This window comes from Neobacillus niacini (genome assembly GCF_023715785.1).
Classification (GTDB): domain Bacteria; phylum Bacillota; class Bacilli; order Bacillales; family Cytobacillaceae; genus Neobacillus; species Neobacillus niacini_E.
Genome location: NZ_JAMBOX010000021.1, coordinates 1 through 21,216, shown reverse-complemented (window position 1 = coordinate 21,216; position 21,216 = coordinate 1). Strand labels below are relative to the sequence as shown.

The window sequence follows — 21,216 nt, the reverse complement described above, 5'->3', positions numbered from 1 at the left end:
TGTATTTAAAGGAATAATTCGGTAAATATTATGATGGCATTTTATAATGCTATCACAGGGACAATTCGTAGTCAACTATTTTGTGGCTCTAATAATAAAATAACCTTTGGATTTGTCAACTGTTTCTACATCAGAAAATAATTGCGTTAATTTCTCCAAGGCCGATGGTGCACCTTGCTTTTTTTGAATGACTACCCAGAGCTCTCCACCGCTAAGCAGATGTTGGTGACTTTGTTCAAAAATATCATGAACCGTTTTTTTGCCGGCACGGATCGGCGGATTTGTCAGGATGGCGACAAAATCTGTTTCCGTTACATTCAGCAGCCTGTCACTTTCATAGATTTTTACATTATCAATCTGGTTAAGGGCAGCATTTTCCTTTGCCAACTCAATGGCCCGTTGGTTCACATCCACCATATGTATCGTACGATTAGGATGTTCCTTGCCAATCGACAACCCTATCGGACCGTAGCCGCAGCCGACATCAAGAACCTTCCCTTCCGCTTCAGGCATGACAAATGTCTCAATCAAAAGACGCGAGCCATAATCCACTTCCCGTTTTGAAAAAACGCCATTATCAGTTTTAAAGCGAAACGAATGGCCTCTTAATTTATAATCCCAAGACTTTGGGTCACTTTCAACATTTTGGGTTCGAGAATAGTAGTGTTCGGTCATTTTTTGACTTCACCTCCTGGGGAGCTTTATATAGAAGAAAAAAGAGGATTATAACAACCTTTAATAACTTAGCCAAAAAAAGCCCGCTTATGCAGCGAGCTTTTTCATGGAATTAAAATTACTTAACTTCAACGTTTGCTCCAACTTCATCAAGCTTAGCTTTGATTGCTTCAGCATCTTCTTTAGAAACGCCTTCTTTAATAGCTTTTGGAGTGTTGTCAACAAGGTCTTTTGCTTCTTTAAGACCAAGACCAGTGATTTCACGTACAACTTTGATAACTTTGATTTTTTGATCGCCAGCAGAAGCTAGGATTACATCAAATTCAGTTTGCTCTTCAACAGCAGCAGCACCAGCGCCGCCAACCATTGCTACAGGAGCAGCAGCAGTTACGCCGAATTCTTCTTCGATTGCTTTTACAAGATCGTTAAGTTCTAAAACAGTCATAGATTTAACTGCTTCAATGATTTGTTCTTTAGTCATTTTAATTTTCCTCCTTAGTTTTCATTCCGTATTAGTTAAGCGATAAGTACTAACTTACGCGCCTTGTTCTTCTTTTTGGTCTGCCACAGCTTTTGCAGCAAGGGCAAGGTTGCGGATTGGAGCTTGTAGTACGCTGAGTAGCATAGACAGCAAGCCTTCGCGAGATGGAAGTTCAGCAAGAGCTTGAACTTCTTCAACAGTTGCGATTGTACCTTCAATCACACCCGCTTTAAGTTCAAGAGCTTCATTCTTTTTCGCGAAATCGTTAAGGATTTTAGCAGGAGCGACAACATCTTCAGTACTGAACGCGATTGCGTTCGGGCCTGTTAATGCATCGTTTAACCCTGAAAGTCCAGCAACTTCAGCCGCACGGCGAGTCATAGAGTTTTTGTAAACCTTGAATTCAACGCCAGCTTCACGAAGTTGTTTACGGAGTTCAGTTAACTGCGCAACTGAAAGACCGCGATAATCTACAACAATTGTTGATACACTTGCTTTTAATTTATCAGCAATCTCTTCAACAACCACTTTTTTTGCTTCGATTGCACTGCTCATTTTTACACCTCCTGTAGAATGTGTACATTTATACCAGGCAGTAAAAGAGCCTCCAAATCTTTCATAGACATGGAGGCTCATAAATAGCTTAGGAAAAAGCTAAATCTTCGGCTAACCTCGGCAGGATATTAAGCGATAAGCCCCTGCTGTCTACGGTACAAATGTTATATTTATTAAAACAACAAAATTGATTATATATAATCTGACTTTGTTTGTCAATTACCAATTATTCCTAATCTTACTTAGCAGCTACAGATGAAGGATCCACTTTCACGCCAGGTCCCATAGTTGAAGAAACAGTAACGTTCTTCATGTAAGTTCCTTTTGCTGCAGATGGCTTCACTTTTAGCATAGTTTCAAAAACAGTTGTAAAGTTTTCAACAAGCTTTTCGTTTTCGAAAGAAGCTTTACCAATTGGAACATGAATGTTACCAGACTTGTCAACACGGTATTCAACTTTACCTGCTTTGATTTCGTTGATTGCTCTTGTTACGTCGAAAGTAACAGTACCTGTTTTAGGGTTTGGCATTAAGCCTTTAGGTCCCAATACGCGGCCAAGCTTACCAACTTCACCCATCATGTCAGGAGTTGCTACGATTACATCAAATTCAAACCAACCTTGTTGAATTTTGTTGATGTATTCTGCATCGCCCACATAATCTGCGCCAGCAGCTTCTGCTTCTTTCACTTTTTCACCCTTCGCGAATACTAATACGCGTTGAGTTTTACCAGTTCCGTTTGGAAGCACTACTGCACCACGGATTTGCTGGTCAGCTTTCTTAGGGTCTACGCCTAAGCGAAAAGCAACTTCAAGAGTCGCATCAAATTTTGCATAGTTTGTTTTCTTTGCAAGTTCAATTGCTTCTGCAATTGGGTAAGCATGTGTACGATCTACAAGCTTCGCAGCTTCTAAATACTTCTTACCTTTTTTAGCCATTGTTTTTTCCTCCTTGATTTGTGGTTTTAGCGAATTAATCTCCCACGAAAAAGGTTGCGAGTGAAAAACTGCGCAACCCCCTCATTACAACATAACAGTTTGCATAGATTAGTCTTCGATAACGATACCCATGCTGCGTGCAGTACCTTCAACCATGCGCATTGCTGCTTCAACGCTAGCTGCGTTAAGGTCAGGCATTTTTTGTTCCGCAATCTCGCGTACTTTATCACGCTTTACTGTTGCTACTTTATTACGGTTAGGCTGGCCTGAACCAGACTGAATTCCAGCTGCTACTTTCAAAAGAACGGCAGCAGGAGGAGTTTTCGTAATAAATGTAAATGAACGGTCTTCAAACACCGTAATTTCAACAGGAATAATCAATCCAGCTTGATCTGCTGTACGAGCGTTAAATTCTTTACAGAATCCCATGATGTTAACACCGGCTTGACCTAAAGCAGGACCAACTGGCGGCGCAGGGTTTGCTTTACCTGCAGGAATTTGCAATTTAACAACTTTAATTACTTTTTTAGCCACGAGACACACCTCCTTAAAGTCCGTGATGTGGTTAACAGGGTTTCCTTATATAGGGAGCCCCCTCCCACTCATCTTGAAGTCTTTATATGAAAACAAAGAACTTGACAAAGTCTTGTCCGAGCATCTAGCTCGAGACATACTGACCTAAAAAATAGTAACATTTTTTAAAACTGATTTCAAGTTTTTTTACAATAAACCCGATTATATTTTCTCAATCTGCGAAAATTCAAGCTCAACCGGGGTATCGCGACCGAACATATTAACGAGAACTTTAAGTTTTTGTTTATCCTTGTCCATTTCTTCAACATTGCCGGTGAAGTTAGCAAATGGACCTTCCTTTACGCGGACCGTTTCGCCAATTTCATAATTGATATCGACACGCTTCTCTTCAACGCCCATGCGTTTAAGAATAAACGCTACCTCATCCGGAAGCAGCGGAGTTGGCTTCGAGCCTGATCCTGCAGAACCGACAAACCCGGTCACACCTGGGGTATTCCGGACGACATACCATGAATCATCCGTCATGATCAGCTCCACTAATACATAGCCAGGGAACACCTTGCGTTTTACCACTTTTTTCTTGCCATTTTTCAATTCTGTTTCTTCTTCCTCAGGGACAACGACACGGAAGATCTTATCTTGCATGCCCATCGATTCAACCCGTTTTTCGAGGTTGGTTTTTACTTTATTTTCGTAGCCGGAGTAAGTATGAACAACATACCAATTCTTTTCCATTTATGAGGACTTGCGTCCGTCCCTCCCTATAATTGAGTGCATTTTTTTGGCAAATTAAAAAACCCGCAACTGACGGGTTTTTAGCTGAAATTTCCTTTGTTAATTTCCATTATACCATGAACCAATGGCTATTATTCAAGAATTAAGCGAATCAATTCTGAAATACCCAAATCCAGGACCGCGAAGAAAATCGCAAAGAACGCAACAGTGCTGACAACCGTAATAGTCGAACGAGTCAGTTCGCTGCGCTTTGGCCAGCTTACCTTTCTCATTTCACGAGCTATATCACTAAAGAAATTCTTTATGCGAGACATTTAAGTAACCCCCAAGGATTGCGCGGTCTTTTATCATTTTGTCTCTTTATGAATGGTATGAGACCCGCAAGTTTTGCAGTATTTTTTTATTTCCAACCTTTCCTGTTTCGTGTCGCTGCCGGCTGTCGAATAATTCCTTGAGCCGCAGGTTTCACAGGCAAGTACAACTTTTTTACCCATATTTTTCACCTAATATATCCTTAAAAATGTAACATGATGTCTAATTAATGTCAATAATATTTGGAATGACATTCATATAACCGCCATCGTCTATAAAGCGGATACATTTTACAACGAAAATTCCCGAATTTCCAAGTACCGCTCCAATTTTCGCTTTACACGCTGAAGGGCATTATCAATCGATTTGACGTGGCGGTTGAGTTCCTCAGAAATCTCCTGGTACGACTGGCCATCCAAATAAAGCGCCAATACCTTCCGTTCCAAATCGCTTAACAGTTCAGTCATTTTAACCTCGATATGGTCAAATTCTTCCTGATTGATGATTAATTCCTCCGGGTCCAGCACCTTTGCTCCGGACAAAACATCCATCAGCGTCCGGTCTGACTCCTCATCAAAAATTGGCTTGTCCAATGATACGTAGGAATTTAGCGGTATATGCTTCTGCCGTGTCGCCGTCTTTATCGCTGTAATAATTTGGCGGGTTATGCACAGTTCGGCAAATGCTTTAAAGGAGGTGAGCTTGTCCTCGCGAAAGTCGCGGATCGCCTTATATAAGCCAATCATGCCCTCTTGAACAATATCTTCTTTATCCGCTCCAATCAGAAAATAGGATCTAGCTTTGGCACGCACAAAATTTCGATACTTATGAATTAAAAAATCCAATGCTTCACCGTCACCCTGATGAACCAAATCAACAATTTCTTCATCCTCCATGGCGGAGAATTGTTCATGCGTTTTTGTCCTGAAGTCCGTACTCAAATTAGATCCCCTCCACCGAACAAGCATAGATACCACTATTATACATTAGAAAATTTTTGAAGTACAGGCTTACTTCTGCCCTCTGCGCCACTTTTCAAAAATTTCTGCCATTTCGTCGCTAATCGGTATTTTGGAAACGGGCTTTTTATCTTGGATTTTTTTTACTTTCCTCTCGATATTCTTTTCTATTGAAGACATTTCAATTTCCAGTTCACGAGCAGATTTCCGGAGCGCCCCTTGTCCAAAAATCTGCCATTGTTCGGTAAAGTCGGAGGTGGCCACATGGATTTGCGTTTTCCGGTTGCTAAGGCTGATAGCCATTTTTTCAATCCGTTCGTCCGCCGATTCATTTTCCTTTGTAAAAATAACCTCTACCTGATGATTTTTATACTTTTTTTCTGTCCCTTTTACAAAATGGGCATCGAACACCACGATCACACGGAAGCCGGAAATGGCTTGGTACTCGGCCATTTTTTCGACCAAACGGTCACGCGCTGCCGGCAGGTCCCGGTCTTTTAATGCTTTAAGCTCCGGCCATGCCCCTATAATGTTATATCCGTCCACAAGCAGGATATCCATACACTATCCCTCTAAGCTATGCCGTTTCCGGTATACCTCATACATTAATAGCGCAGCTGCCACAGAAGCGTTTAATGACGTTACTTTGCCGGCCATCGGCAAATGGATCAAAAAGTCGCATTTATCACGAATCAGCCGTCCCATCCCTTTTCCTTCACTGCCAATGACAAGCCCTAGCGGCAAAGTTCCATCCAGCCTGCGGTAATCATCCTTGCCTTTTGCATCAGTGCCAGCAATCCAGACACCCCGCTCCTTCAATTCATCGATTGTCCTTGCCATATTGGTAACCCGGACAACCGGGATATATTCTATCGCCCCAGTAGAAGCTTTGGCAACGGTCGCCGTCAAACCTACTGCCCGGCGTTTCGGAATGATGATGCCGTGCGCCCCAACCGCATCCGCCGTCCTCATGATGGAGCCAAGATTATGGGGGTCTTCAATTTCATCCAATAATAAAAAGAAAGGAGGTTCGTTTTTCCTTTCGGCGGCTGCAAAGAGATCATCCAGTTCCGCGTACTGATAAGCGGCGACATAGGCCAGAACGCCCTGGTGATTTTCCTCGGTGATTTGGTCTATTTTTTTCTTCGGGACAAACTGGACCAGCACATTCGTTTCTTTTGCCAGCCGGGTAATTTGCTGCATCTGCCCATGCTGCGACCCTTCGGCAATCAGGATCTTATTGATGTCCCGCCCCGATTTTAAAGCCTCAATGACCGGATTTTTGCCCACAATGTATTCCTGGTTCATTCTAACGGCCACCTTTCTGTTCATCTACATAGTTTAACGCCTGTGAAATGAGCTCTTCGAGGCGCTCATTCTCTCCCGTTAAAAATAAATATCCCATCAATGCCTCAAACGCCGTGCTGTACCGGTATGTCTGCACATCGGTGTTTTTCGGGACGGTCCCGGATTTGGCATTGCGGCCGCGCATAACCACACTCGTTTCCGTTTCCGTTAACAGCCCGTTATCCATCATCCAAAACAGGATTTGGCACTGGGCTTTTGCCGACACATATTTGGTTCCTTCCCGGTGCAGCTGGTGCGGCCGGACTTGCCCGCTGTAAAGCAGGTGACGCCGGACATACGTTTCAAATACCGCATCACCCATGTAGGCAAGCGCCAGGCTGTTTAATTGTTGAGCATCAACTGTGTTTTCATAATCTAGCATGGTATTAGCCTCTTTTCCACCTTGTACCCTGTGGAGTATCCTCCAAAATGATATTCATATCCTTTAATTGGTCACGGATTTGATCGGCCAATTGGAAGTTGCGATTCTTGCGTGCCTGAATCCGCTGTTCAATCAAGGCATCAATTTCTTCATCGAGCAGTTCTTCCTGCTGTTCGAGGGTCAGGCCGAGCACGGCGAATAATTCCTCAAAATGGGCTGTGAAGGCATCGATGACTTCGACTGCCGTATTTTTTTCGATCAGGTAATAGTTGGCCAGCTTCGATAATTCAAACAGCACAGAAATTGCCTTTGCCGTGTTAAAATCATCGTCCATTGCCTCGATGAACTCATCGCGGTGAGCCTTGATTTTTTCAAGCCATTCCTGATTATTTTGCGTCAGGTTCGCACTCGCTTCTCGGCGGTGTTTTAAATTCTGGTAAGAGGTCTTTAGACGCTCCAATGCCGCTGTTGTGCTTTCCAATAGCTCCTGGCTGTAGTTGATCGGATTGCGGTAATGCACCGACAGCATAAAGAACCTTAATACCTGCGGATTGATCTCCTTAATAATGTCATGAACCAACACAAAGTTGCCGAGCGACTTCGACATTTTTTCGTTATCGATATTAATATAGCCATTGTGCATCCAATAGCGAGCAAATGTTTTTCCACTTAAAGCCTCGGATTGGGCAATTTCATTTTCATGGTGCGGGAAGGTCAGATCCTGGCCGCCGGCATGAATATCAATGGTTTCCCCAAGATATTTTTTCGCCATTGCCGAGCATTCGATGTGCCAGCCCGGACGTCCCGGACCCCATGGGCTATCCCAGAATATTTCCCCTTCTTTTGCCGCTTTCCATAGGGCAAAATCAAGATCATCTTCTTTTTTCTCACCGACTTCGATTCTGGCGCCGACTTGCAGATCATCAATCGATTGGTGGGAAAGCTTGCCATACTCTTCAAAACGGCGGGTTCGGAAATAGACATCCCCTTCCGATTCATAGGCATAGCCCTTTTCAACCAGTTGGCTGATAAAATCGATAATGATGTCCATGTTTTCCATTACGCGCGGGTGAACATCCGCCTTTTTGCAGCCAAGCGCCGAAACATCTTCAAAATATGCCTCGATAAATCGGTTGGCAATGGTCGGCACATCCGAATGCAGTTCATTGGCAGCCCGGATCAATTTATCATCTACATCAGTAAAGTTCGATACGTAGTTTACGTCATAACCCCGATATTCGAGGTAGCGGCGGACGGTGTCAAACACAATTGCCGGCCTGGCATTTCCGATATGAATATAATTATAGACAGTCGGACCGCAAACATACATTTTTACTTTTCCTTCTTCGAGCGGTACGAAAGTTTCCTTTTTGCGTGTTAAAGTATTATAAAGTTGAATGGCCATTGACTCATACCCTTTCCTCTTTTAAGTTTGCCAGTTCTGCTCGCATCTGGTCGAGCTCTGTTTGTATTTCTTTGATGCGGTCTGCCACCGGGTCCGGCATGTCGCCATGATTTAAGTCGCGAGTGATCCGTTTGCCGTCCTGAATGACAACCCTTCCCGGAATTCCTACCACCGTGGAGTTTGGCGGCACTTCCTTAAGGACAACCGAGCCGCCGCCGATTTTTGAATTCTCGCCAATGGTAATCGACCCAAGTACCTTGGCACCGGTGGAAATCAGTACATTGTCCTTGATTGTCGGGTGCCGCTTGCCTTTCTCTTTGCCAGTTCCACCTAAGGTCACTCCTTGGAACACGGTAACATTATCGCCAATTTCGCACGTTTCTCCGATGACAACGCCCATCCCGTGGTCGATAAAAAATCTCCTGCCTATTTTTGCCCCCGGATGAATTTCAATTCCGGTGAAAAAGCGGCTTGCCTGTGAAATCACCCTTGCCAGGAAGAAAAACTTGCGTTTATATAGCGCATGTGCCAGCCGGTGCGCCCAGATGGCATGCAAACCGGAATAGGTCAAAATGACCTCCAGATATGTCCTGGCCGCCGGGTCCTGCTCAAATACCACTTCCACGTCTTCCTTTAACCGTTTGAACATCTCCAATCCCCCTTTATTATTTCTAATTTCCCCCAAATAAAAAACGCCCCTGTCGGATCGACAGAGACGCTTGGATGCGTGGTTCCACTCTGATTAGGCCTAAGCCGCTTGCAAAACAAAAATGCAAAGGACTTTAATAAGCCTCACTCTTCCCTGTTAACGGATGGTTCCGCCCAAATCTACTGGAATCTTTCGAAATGGGACTCAGAGGGGCACTTCAAAAAATGAGCGGCCTGAACCACTTTCAGCCGGTGATGGTTCTCTCTTTCAAGCATCATTTTTCTACTTTTCCTCATCGACACTTTAGCCTTATAAAATAGTTATAATTAATATATACCATTTTCCCTTAGTTGTTAACTAATAATTTGCTAATTCTTTTTTGAACTTTCTCTCGGCCAAGCAGTTCAATCGCTTGCGGCAGGTCAGGGCCGTGGGTTTGACCTGTTACCGCAGCACGGATCGGCATAAATAAATTTTTGCCCTTTTGCCCGGTAGATTTTTGCACTGCCTTCATCGCTGCTTTGATTCCGTCTGCTTCAAAGGCCTCCAGTTTGTCTAGTTCCTCGGAAAATGCTTTTAGCACCTGTAGAACGGTTTCACCCGCAAGCACTTCCTTGGCATCCGCTTCATAGTCTGCATCTTCTTTAAAGAACATATCCGAAAGCTCGACAATCTCGGCACCAAAGCTCATTTTTTCCTGAAGCAACGCGACCAGGCTATAAACCCATTGCCGTTCTGCTTCAGACGGATTCTCGCTTAGGCGGCCTGCCTTAACTAAATGCGGCATTGCAAGCTCGACAACCCGGTCAACCTCTACCTTTTTCATGTATTGGTTGTTCATCCAAGTAAGCTTTTGCTTATCAAATAAGGCCGGTGACTTGGACAGGCGGCTAGCATCAAAAATCTCGATAAATTCATCCTTGCTGTAAAGCTCTTCTTCCCCTGCTGGTGACCAGCCAAGCAAGGTAATAAAGTTAAATAATGCTTCAGGCAGGTATCCCAATTCTTCGTATTGCTCGATAAACTGGATAATCGATTCATCCCGCTTACTCAATTTTTTCCGGCTTTCATTCACAATCAAGGTCATATGGCCAAAAATCGGCGGCTCCCAGCCCAATGCCTCATAAACCATTAGCTGCTTCGGTGTATTAGAGATATGGTCATCACCGCGAAGGACATGGGAGATTTCCATTAGATGGTCGTCAACGGCCACAGCAAAGTTATAGGTCGGAGTACCGTCTTTTTTTGCAATGACCCAATCCCCCATTCCCTCTGACTCAAAGGAAACTTCACCTTTTACCATATCATCAAAGGTATACGTTTTTCCTTCTGGGACAGCGATGCGCAAGCTTGGCTGGCGGCCTTCTGCTTCCAGGCGGGCACGCTCTTCCGCAGTCAGATGGCGGCATCTCCCGGAATAATGCGGAGTTTCGCCTCTTTCGGTTTGCGCGTCTCTCTCTGCCTCAAGTTCTTCCTCGGTACAATAGCACTTGTAAACATGCCCGGACTCCAGCAATTGCTTGTAATAGCCCTCATAGATTTCATTTCGTTCGGATTGGCGGTATGGGCCGTATGGGCCGCCGACATCGACACTTTCATCCCAGTCGATGCCGAGCCATTTCAAATATTTTAATTGGCTTTGTTCGCCGCCCTCAATATTACGCTTTTTGTCGGTATCTTCAATGCGGATAATAAATTTACCGCCTTGATTGCGCGCAAACAGGTAATTGAACAGCGCAGTTCTGGCGTTTCCAATATGTAAATGCCCGGTCGGACTTGGGGCATACCTTACACGTACTTCGTTTGACATGACGATAATGTCACCACTTTCAATTCATTTTCTCATACTGAATTATTTTACCATGCTGATTTTAAGCATTAAAGTTTTTTTAGCAATACTACCACTTGGGAAGCAATGCCTTCCCCGCGGCCGGTAAAGCCCAGTTTTTCAGTGGTTGTTGCTTTGACATTGATTTGTTCCACATCCGCTTCGAGCAATTCGGCAATCCGGGCCCGCATTTGCTCAATATACGGCGCCATTTTTGGTTTTTGCGCAATGATAGTGCAATCGGCATTTACCAGCTCGTAGCCTTTTGTTTTTACCAACTGCCAGACCTGCTCCATCAGCTTGGCTGAATCGGCATCCTTATAATTCGGGTCAGTATCGGGGAAATGTTTGCCGATATCCCCTTCGCCGATTGCCCCAAGGCAGGCATCGGAAATGGTATGTAATAATACATCTGCATCGGAATGGCCAAGCAAACCCTTTTCATAGGGAATCGTAATCCCGCCAATGATCAGCGGACGTCCTTCCGTCAATTGATGGACATCAAAGCCCTGTCCAATACGAAACATCACGAAAACTCCTTTGTCTAGCTGCAGCGCCTAGCTAGTTTTCATCCCGAATAAGCTTCTTCGGGTATCTTGTAACAATCATGGCTTGTTAAAGCGATGATTGTTACAGCTCGAGGTCAGGGCGCTGCCGCTTTTTCTAGTTTTGTCTTTTTTTTAAAATCGCTTCTGCGAAAAATAAATCTTCCGGGGTGGTCAATTTGATATTATCATAGTCGCCTTCGACAATAGCCACGGGATGGCCGAGCCTTTCGACTAGACTGGCATCATCCGTCCCGAGATAATGATCCCTTTCCGCCTGTTCATAAGCGTAACGCAACAGGGAAATACGAAAAGCTTGCGGGGTTTGTACCGCCCACAAGCTTGAACGTTCGACAGTTTCCACTACTGTACCAGCATCAACCTTTTTCATCGTATCCTTTGCAGGCACCCCGACGATTGCCGCCCCGGTTTCCATCGCTGTTTCAAAAAGTCTGTGAATCTGTGCTTTTTTGATAAACGGCCTTGCCGCATCATGAACAAGAATAATCCCGTCAGACCCGATTGTTTTTAACGCATTAAAAATGCTGTGCTGCCGTTCCTTGCCGCCTGCTGCAAAACCAATAACCTTACTGATTTTATATTCCTTTAGCAAGGCTTTAAATTCGGACTCATCCTGGGGATGTACCGCTAGAATCATCCCCTGGCACGCCTCATCATCTTCAAAAACCTTTAAGGTATGGATCAGCACTGGCACTCCATTAAGTTCAAGAAAAAGCTTATTTCTCCCTGCTCCCATTCGTTTTCCCTGGCCAGCGGCCGGGAGAATGACCTGGTAAGTCATAGTAAAACCCCACTCTATCTATATCTCTCTAACTATAATGCCTTCTCTAACAATTTAGGCTTGGCAAAAATCATTCTGCCTGCAGAGGTCTGAAGAACGCTGGTTACGAGCACATCAATGCGTTTTCCGATATACTCTCGGCCTTCTTCGACGACAATCATCGTACCGTCATCCAAATAGGCAACGCCCTGGTGATACTCTTTTCCATCCTTGATGACCTGCACTGTCAATTCCTCACCAGGCAAGACAACAGGCTTCACTGCATTGGCCAAATCATTGATATTTAGAACAGAAACATTCTGCAATTCACAAACCTTATTTAAGTTAAAATCATTCGTAACCAGGACACCGTTCGTCAGTTTCGCCAGCTTGACAAGCTTGGAATCAACTTCGGCAATTTCTTCAAAATCACCCTCGTAAATTTCCACCTTAATAGCCAGCTCCTTTTGAATCCGGTTCAGGATATCCAAGCCCCGGCGGCCGCGATTTCGCTTTAGCACATCGGAAGAATCGGCGATATGCTGCAGTTCCTCAAGGACAAACTGCGGAATTACAATCGTTCCTTCCAAAAATCCGGTTTGGCATATATCCGCAACCCGTCCGTCAATAATGACACTGGTATCCAATATTTTCATGCTTTTATCTTCCGGCTTCTCTGCTTCCTCTTCAGCGGACTTTTTCTTGCTGCCTTTACCGAACAGTCCAATTAGTTCATCACGCTTTTTGAAGCCGACCTGGAAGCCAAGATAACCGAATAATAGGGTTAATAGAATTGGCGCTACCTCGGTTACAATTGGCACTTGCCACGCGTTCAGCGCAAAGCCGATTAAAAAAGCCACCAATAAACCGAAAATTAAGCCAACGCTTCCAAACAATACATCCCCAACAGGAACTTTCACAAGAGAATCTTCGACCCATTTAATAAAATTAAACACATAATCTACTGCCCAAAAGGTAATAAGATAAAAAATAATAGCACCTAAAATAGCAGCGACATAAGAGTTATTGAGTGCCTGTATATCATCCACATGAAGGACGGCGAATAGCTGAGGCAATAACCAAATCCCAAGCGAACCACCCAAAATGAGGAAGCATGCCTGCACAATTCGTTTTAACATTACTTCACCTCCTCTATTAATTATAAACATATTCGTGAAATACAAACGTTGATTTTCTGATTATTTTTCCAAAATGTAACCATCTTGAAACATGGTTGTTATGTTACTTCCAATAGGGTAGCATTGAAAAATATCGGTGTCAATTTATTAAAATTGTTAATTTTAACATAGCATTTGGATTCTTTCAATCTTTTTTATAGATGACGATCCGTGTACAGCCGCTCTTTTATCAGTTTAAAGCCCTCTTTGATTTTCTTCGCCCGGACCTCGCCGATCCCCTCGACCTCGTCCAGTTCTTCCACTGTTGCCGCGATAATAGGAGGCAGATTGGCAAAGGCATTTATTAGGTTTTCGATTATAACACCAGGAAGCCGCGGTATTTTATTCAAGATTCGGTAGCCGCGTGGTTGTTTATTTTCTTCAAGATGAACATAGCCGAGATAGCCCATTAATTTCAAAAGGCCCGCGTCATCAAAGCTGCCATTTTGGGTTAATGCCTGCATCCGCCTCAATACCTCTGCTGGTTTGATTTCGCGGTTGAAGGCATAGTCCTTGATCATCAGCATGATTTCTTCCTCAAGCTCAATCAAAATTTCATTCATTTGCAGGCGGATCAGCCGGCCTTCTGTCCCAAGTTCGTAGAGGAACCCCAGAAGTTCATTTTTGATTTTCAATACCATTTCAAACCGGTGCAGCACAAGGAGGAAATCATTATACGTCACCGACTCTTCAAATTCGAGAATGCTTAAATTGGTAATGCTTTGCTCGAGAACCACCTTGTATTTTTCCAATGTTTGAATCGCCTGGTTCGCTTTCGTCAAAATCATCGCGATATCCTTCAGGGCATAGCGAAAATTGCCTTGGTACAAGGTGATGACATTCCTCCGCTGAGAGATGGCAAAGACAAGCATCTTTGTCTGCTTGGCCACCCGCTCGGCCGTGCGGTGGCGCATGCCTGTTTCCGAGGATGGGATTTCCGAGTCTGGGGCAAGCGACGCATTGGCAATCAAAATTTTATTGGCAGTCTCGTTCAAGATAATCGCACCGTCCATTTTCGCCAATTCATATAAAAAACTCGGCGAAAACGGGCAATTAATCTCAAAGCCGCCGTCGACAATACTTTTCATCCTATCGTTATAGCCAATAACAATCAAACCGCCAGTATTGGCCCTTAGAACATTATCCAAACCCTCACGTAGAGGTGTCCCCGGCGCGACAAGCTGCAAAACGTCGCTGACGGATTGCCCCTCTACCCTTTTATAATCCATATGCTTCACCCCAATGCTGCCTGTAATGCCTCGCTGACCGAGGAAACACCAATTAATTGGACTCCAGTTGGCGAGCTCCAGCCTCCCAAATTATTGGCTGGCAGAATCACCCGCTCAAATCCCAGCTTGGCAGCTTCCTGAACACGCTGCTCAATTCTTGAAACCCTTCGTACCTCACCTGTGAGTCCGACTTCACCGATTATACAGTCCGTGGGCCTCGTCGGTTTGTCGCGGAAGCTCGACGCAATGCTGACTGCAACCGCCAAGTCTATCGCCGGTTCATCCAATTTCACCCCGCCGGCCACTTTTAAGTAAGCATCCTGATTGGCGAGGAGCATCCCGACCCGTTTTTCCAAAACGGCCATTAACAACGGCACGCGGTTGTGGTCAATCCCTGTGGCCATCCTTCTCGGATTCCCAAAGCTGGTCGGCGAGATCAGCGCCTGAATTTCGACTAATACTGGACGGGTGCCTTCCATTGAAGCAACAACCGTAGAGCCTGCCGCACCGCGTGACCGTTCTTCCAGAAAAATCTCAGAAGGGTTATCGACTTCTTCCAGTCCAAATTCCTTCATTTCAAAAATGCCCATTTCATTGGTCGAACCGAATCGATTTTTCACGGCGCGCAAAATTCGATAGGTGTGGTGCCGCTCCCCCTCAAAATAAAGAACCGTGTCGACCATATGCTCAAGCAGTCTCGGGCCGGCAATCGATCCCTCTTTTGTGACGTGCCCGACAATAAAAATGGCGATGCCTTTTGTTTTTCCGATTCTCATTAATTCAGACGTACATTCGCGGACTTGGGATACACTTCCCGGTGCGGATGTCACCTCAGGATGATAAACGGTTTGGATGGAGTCTATAATGACAAAGCTTGGATTGGTGCTTTCAATCGTTCGATTGATTTCTTCGAGGTTGGTTTCTGCATAGACGAACAGATTTTCTGAGGTGATGTTTAGCCGTTCTGCCCGGAGCTTTGTCTGTCGAAGCGACTCTTCACCGGATATGTATAGAACCTGATGCCCTTTTACGGCCAGCTGCGATGACACCTGCAGCAGCAACGTGGATTTTCCAATCCCCGGGTCACCCCCAATTAGCACCAATGAGCCCTTTACGACCCCGCCGCCCAACACCCGGTTCAATTCATTTAAATCGGTATGAATTCTTGGTTCGGTTACCATTTCAATCGAGGTGATGGGCGTCGGCTTAGACAGAATCGCCGAACCCCCTTGCGAATGAGCGAAGGCCCCGCGCCGATTGCCGCCCGTTACCTCTACCTCTTCCACCATCTTGTTCCACTGGCCGCAGCCTGGGCATTTTCCCATCCATTTAGGGGATTCATAGCCGCATTCCTGGCACATGAATTTTGTTTTCCGTTTAACCATGGCAGTTCTTCCTCTCTCGGGTGATAGCAATATAAAAAGAGGTACACGATATATCAATATTTACGTGTACCTCCTGCAATTGTTTCAAAGTTTTTCCAAAAAAATATCTATTTGGTCAAGCTCGTTTTCTCGGCTGTTCTGACGACAAACTCGCCATTATCGACATCGATGGTTGCCTTCTGTCCTGTCAGCAATGTTCCTTTAAGCAGTTCTTCAGATAACCGGTCCTCAATATGCTTTTGGATCGCACGGCGCAGCGGTCTTGCCCCGTATTCAGGGTCATAGCCTTCCTCGGAAATTTTTGCTTTAGCCGCCGGCGTAAGGTCTACATCGATATGTTGCTCCCTCAACCGCTTGATAAGCTGGTCGGACAGTAAGGTAACAATTTCATCAAGATGCTTTTTCTCGAGGGCGTGGAAGACAATGATTTCATCAATCCGGTTTAGGAACTCCGGACGGAAGGCCCGTTTCAGTTCTTCCATTACCTTGCCCTTCATGTCTTTATAATCCTGGGTTGAATCCTGAATATTAAAGCCGACATATTTATTGCGTCGTAACGCTTCGGCACCAACGTTGGATGTCATAATCAGAACGGTATTGCGGAAATCAACGGTTCTGCCCTTGGAATCAGTCAAACGTCCATCCTCAAGTACCTGGAGTAAAATATTGAACACATCCGGATGCGCTTTTTCGATTTCATCGAGCAAGATGACGGAATATGGCTTTCTGCGTACCTTTTCGGTTAATTGTCCGCCTTCCTCATAGCCGACGTAGCCAGGAGGCGATCCGACAAGACGTGAAGTCGAATGCTTCTCCATATATTCGGACATGTCAATGCGAATCATTGCATCCTCATCGCCAAACATCGCTTCAGCTAAAGCACGGGCAAGTTCGGTTTTCCCGACACCTGTAGGGCCAAGGAACACAAATGAACCAATCGGACGTTTTGGATCCTTCAAGCCGGCTCTTGCCCGGCGCACCGCTTTGGCTACGGCTTTGACTGCTTCTTCCTGGCCGATTACCCGTGAATGTAAAATTTCCTCAAGGTTAAGCAGTTTTGCCGTTTCGGTTTCGGCAAGCTTGGAGACCGGGATTCCCGTCCAGCTTGAAACAACGCTGGCGATGTCTTCCACGGTGACCTCATTATTTTCTTTGCCCTGCTTTTCCTTCCAGCTCTTCTTCGTTTCCTCAAGCTGTTCGCGCAGGCGCTGCTCGGAATCCCTTAGCGATGCCGCCTTTTCAAATTCCTGGCTCTGGACAGCGGCATCCTTTTCTTTGCGGACCTCCTCAAGCTTTACTTCAAGCTCTTTTAAATTTGGCGGAGTTGTATAAGAACGCAGCCTTACCTTTGACCCGGCTTCATCAATTAAATCAATCGCTTTATCCGGCAGGAAGCGGTCGGATATATAACGGTCTGATAGCTTGACTGCCGCCTCAATCGCTTCATCGGTAATCGATACACGATGATGCGCTTCGTAGCGGTCACGCAATCCTTCCAAAATTTGAATCGATTCTTCTGCCGTTGGTTCGTCAACACGGATCGGCTGGAAGCGGCGCTCGAGCGCTGCATCTTTTTCAATATATTTACGGTATTCATCGAGTGTTGTTGCCCCAATACATTGCAGTTCGCCGCGGGCAAGCGACGGTTTCAGGATATTGGATGCGTCAATTGCTCCTTCCGCTCCGCCGGCGCCAATTAACGTATGCAGCTCATCAATAAACAGAATAATATTTCCGGCCTGTCGAATTTCGTCCATGACCTTTTTCAAGCGGTCTTCAAATTCCCCGCGGTATTTGGTTCCGGCGACAACAGTGCCCATATCAAGCGTCATTACGCGCTTGTCGCGGAGGATTTCCGGCACTTCGTTATTGACAATTTGCTGAGCCAAGCCCTCGGCAATCGCTGTTTTCCCTACCCCAGGCTCGCCGATTAAGACCGGATTGTTTTTAGTACGGCGGCTAAGCACCTCAATAACCCGCTGAATTTCCTTGCTGCGGCCAATCACCGGATCAAGGCTGCCTTCGCGGGCAATCGCTGTCAAATCGCGGGCCAGGCTATCAAGCGTCGGCGTATTGGCACTAACGGCCCCTCCGCCCTGATGTCCGCCGGATTCGTTTGAGCCCAATAATTGTAGCACCTGCTGCCGCGCTTTGTTCAAGCTAACCCCGAGATTATTCAGAACGCGGGCAGCGACACCTTCGCCTTCACGAATCAACCCAAGAAGGATGTGCTCAGTTCCCACATAGGAATGGCCGAGTTTGCGTGCTTCATCCATGGAAAGCTCAATGACCTTTTTAGCTCGTGGAGTGTAGTGAATGATTTGTGAGGCCTCTTGCCCTTTGCCAATTAAATTTTCTACTTCCTTTTGGATTTTTTCAGATCCAAGCCCAAGACCATAAAGGGCCTTTGCGGCAATTCCTTCGCCTTCGCGAACCAATCCAAGCAAAATATGCTCGGTTCCAATATTGTTATGCCCAAGGCGAATTGCCTCTTCCTGTGCCAAAGCCAATACCTTTTGTGCTCTTTCTGTAAAACGGCCGAACATCATACTATCACTCCTCACCAAATTTTTTAAATTCCATTTGGAATCGTTCTCGAATTAATGCGGCTCTTCTTATATCTCTTTCATGAGGTCTTAACGGACCGCCAGCATACTGTTGGAGAAAACCCGGCTGGGTTAAAATCATTAATTCATTCAAAATCGTTTTAGATATATTTTCGATGTAGCCCATATCAATTCCAAGACGAACGTCTGATAAGCATCTGGCTGCTTCCTTCGATTCAATAATCCGGCTGTTGGTCAATACCCCTAAGGACCGGAACACTCTGTCTTCTAATTGTATGTTGGAAGTTTTTCGTAATGCTTCACGCGCGGACCTTTCTTGAGAAATGATCTGGCTGACAACCCCCATCAAATCACGGCAAATATCCTCTTCCGCTTTTCCGAGAGTGATCTGGTTCGATATTTGAAAAATATTCCCCAGCGCTTCACTTCCTTCTCCATAAATTCCCCTGACGACAAACCCCAATTGATTGATCGCAGGAATAATCCGGCCCATTTGGTGCGTTAGTATTAACCCTGGCAAATGCATCATCACCGATGCCCGGAGGCCGGTTCCAACATTAGTGGGACAGCTTGTCAGATAACCCAGTTTTTCATCAAAGGCATATTGAAGATGCTGTTCAAGCCAATCATCCATTTCATTGGCAGCTTCCAACGCTTCAGCCAATTGCAAGCCCGGGAATAAGCATTGGATGCGAATATGGTCTTCTTCATTAACCATTATACTAACTTCTTCATTTTCCGATAATAAAACCGCCCCATATGGCGACTCCTCTGCCAGATTTGGGCTAATCAGATGCTTCTCGACTAAAACCCGTTTTTGCAGCGGCTGCATTTCATCGATTTTCAATAATTCCATTGGGCCGAATTTCGGCATTGTTTCTTGTCTCAGCAGATTTTCCATATCTGAGATGATCCGTTTTGCTTCCTCATGGGAAAAAACTGTCGGGAATTTATAAGCTTCCAGGTTGCGTGCCAGGCGAATCCGCGAGCTTAGGACAATGTCGGAATCTGGTCCATCCTTACTCATCCAGGAGCTGACCGCCTGATTTAAGAAACGTTCGAGCGACATGTTACTCCCCTCCCTCGTGGCTTGCGGATAACCTTTTTTCCAGCTGGCGAATTTCATCACGGATGCTTGCCGCCTGTTCAAACTCTTCACGGCTGATTGATTCTCTCAGGTTATGTTTCAGTTCTTCAATCTGCTTGCGCAGATGAATACTGCCGCCAATCCGTTTCGGTATTTTTCCATTATGCGCCCAGTTGCCGCCGTGCAGCCGCCTTATTACCGGCTTTAGCTGGTCCTGGAAGGTTTCATAGCAACGGGCACAGCCAAACCGGCCCACTTTTAAAAATTGCGGAAAGGTCATCGAACAGTGCTGACACTGCAGGATTTCTTCCTGGTGAAACGGGCTTTGACTCGGCTGTTTAAAAGAGGGGTCAATATTTAATAAGCCGGCTAATAGGTTATTAAAGGATAAGCCCGCTTCTCCGTTAAACATAAACATTTCGCCTTTTTCCTGGGCACATTTTTCACACAGGTGCACTTCCGTTTTTTCGCCATTGACTATTTTTGTAAAATGAAGTGCCGCAGGCCTTTGATTGCATTCTTGGCAAATCATACTTCTCACCTCTATAGGCATTTGATTTAATAAGTGTCCTCGATACTATTTTCTTGGTTTTTCATAGAACCTCGATACTATTTATATTTCAAAGTTGTTAACATGGCTCTTAGCATTCTTGCCCGCAATTCGTCCCGGTATGGGAGGTCAATATAGAGCACGGAACGATCAATGACTGATAGCATGATTTTGGCTTCCCGCTTTGTAATAATCTCTTCCTGAACAAGACGGGTGATAACATCCTCGGCACTTGCCTGGGCAACCCTGCCTTGAATAAGCGACAATAAATGGTCAATTAAATCGGCCGAATCATGCGATTCCACCTTCATGATCCGGATATAGCCGCCTCCGCCCCGTTTGCTTTCAACGAGATATCCTCTTTCGATTGTAAAGCGGGTGTTGATTACATAATTGATCTGTGAAGGAACACATTGAAATTTATCGGCAACTTCGCTGCGTTTAATTTCAACTATATCCTGTTCACTCATTTCCAAAACCTGTTTCAAGTATTTCTCGATAATATCGGAGATGTTACTCATCTACCCACCCCCTGTCATCATCTGACTTTGACTATATTTGACATTCATTATACTCAAATTTTTGGTGAGATGCAACGATTCGCTACTTTATGATTTTCTCCAAATATCGCGGTTGCGAAACGTGAGGTCGTTGGGAAAAAACTACTATTTTGGGGGGATTGGCGTGTTGGAAACGTGAATTTTGGGGTGTGACTGCTCCTTTAGGCTGGATTGGCGCAGTCGGAAGGCGGATTTTCGGGAGTTACTGCTCCTATAAGGTCTATTGGCGCAGTCGAAGGGGGAAATTTCGGGATTTACTGCTCCTATAAGGGCTATTGGCGCAGTCGGAGGGGGAAATTTCGGGATTTACTGCTCCTATAAGGGCTATTGGCGCAGTCGAAGGGCGGATTTTCGGGAGTTACTGCTCCTATAAGGGCTATTGGCGCAGTCGGAGGGGGAAATTTCGGGATTTACTGCTCAAATGGATCCCATTGGCGTAGTTTTATGGTGAATTTTCGGCATTCTGTTCACCAATTTGGCCCTAAGAAAATTATATCTGCGGTGTTTCACTATATATCTGCGATAATCCGGATAT

Annotated in this window: 24 protein-coding genes and 2 other annotated features; all 24 genes read right to left on the bottom strand. The window is 45.2% G+C overall.

Features of this window, described 5'->3' with window-relative positions:
• Positions 1-75: 75 nt before the first annotated feature.
• Positions 76-675, bottom strand: coding sequence for a class I SAM-dependent methyltransferase (locus M3234_RS25250; protein ID WP_262307345.1), 600 nt, complete (start codon positions 673-675; stop codon positions 76-78).
• A gap of 118 nt (positions 676-793) precedes the next feature.
• The gene (gene rplL, locus M3234_RS25245) at positions 794-1,156 is read right to left on the bottom strand and encodes a 50S ribosomal protein L7/L12 (protein WP_066321249.1); all 363 of its coding nucleotides are present in this window, start codon (positions 1,154-1,156) and stop codon (positions 794-796) included.
• A 54-nt stretch (positions 1,157-1,210) separates the two neighbouring features.
• Entirely contained in the window at positions 1,211-1,711 is a 501-nt protein-coding gene (gene rplJ, locus M3234_RS25240; protein WP_262307344.1) for a 50S ribosomal protein L10, read from the bottom strand.
• 33 nt (positions 1,712-1,744) lie between these two features.
• Positions 1,745-1,885, bottom strand: a sequence feature (ribosomal protein L10 leader region).
• A gap of 64 nt (positions 1,886-1,949) precedes the next feature.
• Positions 1,950-2,648 carry a 50S ribosomal protein L1 gene (gene rplA / locus M3234_RS25235; RefSeq protein ID WP_262307343.1) on the bottom strand — a complete coding sequence of 233 codons (699 nt, stop codon included), beginning with the start codon at positions 2,646-2,648 and terminating at the stop codon, positions 1,950-1,952.
• A gap of 108 nt (positions 2,649-2,756) precedes the next feature.
• Positions 2,757-3,182, bottom strand: a complete 426-nt coding sequence (gene rplK, locus M3234_RS25230; protein ID WP_042453928.1) for a 50S ribosomal protein L11 — start codon at positions 3,180-3,182, stop codon at positions 2,757-2,759.
• Positions 3,183-3,383: 201 nt separating this feature from the next.
• The gene (gene nusG, locus M3234_RS25225; RefSeq protein ID WP_262307342.1) at positions 3,384-3,917 is read right to left on the bottom strand and encodes a transcription termination/antitermination protein NusG; all 534 of its coding nucleotides are present in this window, start codon (positions 3,915-3,917) and stop codon (positions 3,384-3,386) included.
• A gap of 131 nt (positions 3,918-4,048) precedes the next feature.
• Positions 4,049-4,231: a preprotein translocase subunit SecE gene (secE, locus tag M3234_RS25220; RefSeq protein WP_066321239.1), complete on the bottom strand. Its 183-nt coding sequence runs from the start codon at positions 4,229-4,231 to the stop codon at positions 4,049-4,051.
• Between the two features lie 33 nt (positions 4,232-4,264).
• On the bottom strand, positions 4,265-4,411 hold the full coding sequence (rpmG, locus tag M3234_RS25215) for a 50S ribosomal protein L33 (protein WP_262307341.1): 147 nt from the start codon (positions 4,409-4,411) through the stop codon (positions 4,265-4,267).
• A gap of 108 nt (positions 4,412-4,519) precedes the next feature.
• Positions 4,520-5,170, bottom strand: a complete 651-nt coding sequence (gene sigH, locus M3234_RS25210) for an RNA polymerase sporulation sigma factor SigH (RefSeq protein ID WP_262307340.1) — start codon at positions 5,168-5,170, stop codon at positions 4,520-4,522.
• A gap of 69 nt (positions 5,171-5,239) precedes the next feature.
• Positions 5,240-5,749, bottom strand: coding sequence for an NYN domain-containing protein (locus tag M3234_RS25205; protein WP_262307339.1), 510 nt, complete (start codon positions 5,747-5,749; stop codon positions 5,240-5,242).
• A gap of 3 nt (positions 5,750-5,752) precedes the next feature.
• Positions 5,753-6,496 (bottom strand): 23S rRNA (guanosine(2251)-2'-O)-methyltransferase RlmB, encoded by a 744-nt coding sequence (gene rlmB, locus M3234_RS25200; protein WP_066321232.1) that lies wholly within the window; start codon positions 6,494-6,496, stop codon positions 5,753-5,755.
• Between the two features lies 1 nt (position 6,497).
• The gene (locus tag M3234_RS25195) at positions 6,498-6,917 is read right to left on the bottom strand and encodes a Mini-ribonuclease 3 (protein WP_262307338.1); all 420 of its coding nucleotides are present in this window, start codon (positions 6,915-6,917) and stop codon (positions 6,498-6,500) included.
• Positions 6,918-6,921: 4 nt separating this feature from the next.
• Positions 6,922-8,322: a cysteine--tRNA ligase gene (cysS, locus tag M3234_RS25190; RefSeq protein WP_262307337.1), complete on the bottom strand. Its 1,401-nt coding sequence runs from the start codon at positions 8,320-8,322 to the stop codon at positions 6,922-6,924.
• Positions 8,323-8,326: 4 nt separating this feature from the next.
• The gene (gene cysE, locus M3234_RS25185; protein ID WP_262307336.1) at positions 8,327-8,971 is read right to left on the bottom strand and encodes a serine O-acetyltransferase; all 645 of its coding nucleotides are present in this window, start codon (positions 8,969-8,971) and stop codon (positions 8,327-8,329) included.
• A 59-nt stretch (positions 8,972-9,030) separates the two neighbouring features.
• Positions 9,031-9,279 (bottom strand) — a binding site (T-box leader).
• 38 nt (positions 9,280-9,317) lie between these two features.
• Entirely contained in the window at positions 9,318-10,781 is a 1,464-nt protein-coding gene (gene gltX / locus M3234_RS25180) for a glutamate--tRNA ligase (protein ID WP_262307335.1), read from the bottom strand.
• A gap of 68 nt (positions 10,782-10,849) precedes the next feature.
• A complete protein-coding gene (gene ispF / locus M3234_RS25175; RefSeq protein WP_262307334.1) occupies positions 10,850-11,326 on the bottom strand; it encodes a 2-C-methyl-D-erythritol 2,4-cyclodiphosphate synthase in 477 nt (158 codons plus the stop codon).
• A gap of 136 nt (positions 11,327-11,462) precedes the next feature.
• Positions 11,463-12,146, bottom strand: a complete 684-nt coding sequence (ispD, locus tag M3234_RS25170) for a 2-C-methyl-D-erythritol 4-phosphate cytidylyltransferase (protein WP_262307333.1) — start codon at positions 12,144-12,146, stop codon at positions 11,463-11,465.
• A 32-nt stretch (positions 12,147-12,178) separates the two neighbouring features.
• On the bottom strand, positions 12,179-13,264 hold the full coding sequence (locus M3234_RS25165; RefSeq protein WP_262307332.1) for a PIN/TRAM domain-containing protein: 1,086 nt from the start codon (positions 13,262-13,264) through the stop codon (positions 12,179-12,181).
• 194 nt (positions 13,265-13,458) lie between these two features.
• Complete coding sequence (gene disA, locus M3234_RS25160; protein ID WP_262307331.1) at positions 13,459-14,532, bottom strand: DNA integrity scanning diadenylate cyclase DisA; 1,074 nt, start codon at positions 14,530-14,532, stop codon at positions 13,459-13,461.
• Between the two features lie 5 nt (positions 14,533-14,537).
• Positions 14,538-15,917, bottom strand: a complete 1,380-nt coding sequence (radA, locus tag M3234_RS25155; protein WP_262307330.1) for a DNA repair protein RadA — start codon at positions 15,915-15,917, stop codon at positions 14,538-14,540.
• 107 nt (positions 15,918-16,024) lie between these two features.
• A complete protein-coding gene (gene clpC, locus M3234_RS25150; RefSeq protein WP_262307329.1) occupies positions 16,025-18,466 on the bottom strand; it encodes an ATP-dependent protease ATP-binding subunit ClpC in 2,442 nt (813 codons plus the stop codon).
• Between the two features lie 4 nt (positions 18,467-18,470).
• Entirely contained in the window at positions 18,471-19,553 is a 1,083-nt protein-coding gene (locus M3234_RS25145; protein ID WP_262307328.1) for a protein arginine kinase, read from the bottom strand.
• A gap of 1 nt (position 19,554) precedes the next feature.
• Complete coding sequence (locus M3234_RS25140) at positions 19,555-20,103, bottom strand: UvrB/UvrC motif-containing protein (protein ID WP_262307327.1); 549 nt, start codon at positions 20,101-20,103, stop codon at positions 19,555-19,557.
• A 77-nt stretch (positions 20,104-20,180) separates the two neighbouring features.
• A complete protein-coding gene (locus tag M3234_RS25135) occupies positions 20,181-20,642 on the bottom strand; it encodes a CtsR family transcriptional regulator (RefSeq protein WP_066321204.1) in 462 nt (153 codons plus the stop codon).
• Between the last annotated feature and the right edge of the window lie 574 nt (positions 20,643-21,216).

Coding starts and splice junctions, on each gene's coding strand:
- M3234_RS25250 (WP_262307345.1), bottom strand. CDS start 675: ATGACCGAACACTACTATTCTCGAACCCAAAATGTTGAAAGTGACCCA.
- rplL (WP_066321249.1), bottom strand. CDS start 1,156: ATGACTAAAGAACAAATCATTGAAGCAGTTAAATCTATGACTGTTTTA.
- rplJ (WP_262307344.1), bottom strand. CDS start 1,711: ATGAGCAGTGCAATCGAAGCAAAAAAAGTGGTTGTTGAAGAGATTGCT.
- rplA (WP_262307343.1), bottom strand. CDS start 2,648: ATGGCTAAAAAAGGTAAGAAGTATTTAGAAGCTGCGAAGCTTGTAGAT.
- nusG (WP_262307342.1), bottom strand. CDS start 3,917: ATGGAAAAGAATTGGTATGTTGTTCATACTTACTCCGGCTACGAAAAT.
- secE (WP_066321239.1), bottom strand. CDS start 4,231: ATGTCTCGCATAAAGAATTTCTTTAGTGATATAGCTCGTGAAATGAGA.
- rpmG (WP_262307341.1), bottom strand. CDS start 4,411: ATGGGTAAAAAAGTTGTACTTGCCTGTGAAACCTGCGGCTCAAGGAAT.
- M3234_RS25205 (WP_262307339.1), bottom strand. CDS start 5,749: ATGGATATCCTGCTTGTGGACGGATATAACATTATAGGGGCATGGCCG.
- rlmB (WP_066321232.1), bottom strand. CDS start 6,496: ATGAACCAGGAATACATTGTGGGCAAAAATCCGGTCATTGAGGCTTTA.
- M3234_RS25195 (WP_262307338.1), bottom strand. CDS start 6,917: ATGCTAGATTATGAAAACACAGTTGATGCTCAACAATTAAACAGCCTG.
- cysS (WP_262307337.1), bottom strand. CDS start 8,322: ATGGCCATTCAACTTTATAATACTTTAACACGCAAAAAGGAAACTTTC.
- cysE (WP_262307336.1), bottom strand. CDS start 8,971: ATGTTCAAACGGTTAAAGGAAGACGTGGAAGTGGTATTTGAGCAGGAC.
- gltX (WP_262307335.1), bottom strand. CDS start 10,781: ATGTCAAACGAAGTACGTGTAAGGTATGCCCCAAGTCCGACCGGGCAT.
- ispF (WP_262307334.1), bottom strand. CDS start 11,326: ATGTTTCGTATTGGACAGGGCTTTGATGTCCATCAATTGACGGAAGGA.
- ispD (WP_262307333.1), bottom strand. CDS start 12,146: ATGACTTACCAGGTCATTCTCCCGGCCGCTGGCCAGGGAAAACGAATG.
- M3234_RS25165 (WP_262307332.1), bottom strand. CDS start 13,264: ATGTTAAAACGAATTGTGCAGGCATGCTTCCTCATTTTGGGTGGTTCG.
- disA (WP_262307331.1), bottom strand. CDS start 14,532: ATGGATTATAAAAGGGTAGAGGGGCAATCCGTCAGCGACGTTTTGCAG.
- radA (WP_262307330.1), bottom strand. CDS start 15,917: ATGGTTAAACGGAAAACAAAATTCATGTGCCAGGAATGCGGCTATGAA.
- clpC (WP_262307329.1), bottom strand. CDS start 18,466: ATGATGTTCGGCCGTTTTACAGAAAGAGCACAAAAGGTATTGGCTTTG.
- M3234_RS25145 (WP_262307328.1), bottom strand. CDS start 19,553: ATGTCGCTCGAACGTTTCTTAAATCAGGCGGTCAGCTCCTGGATGAGT.
- M3234_RS25140 (WP_262307327.1), bottom strand. CDS start 20,103: ATGATTTGCCAAGAATGCAATCAAAGGCCTGCGGCACTTCATTTTACA.
- M3234_RS25135 (WP_066321204.1), bottom strand. CDS start 20,642: ATGAGTAACATCTCCGATATTATCGAGAAATACTTGAAACAGGTTTTG.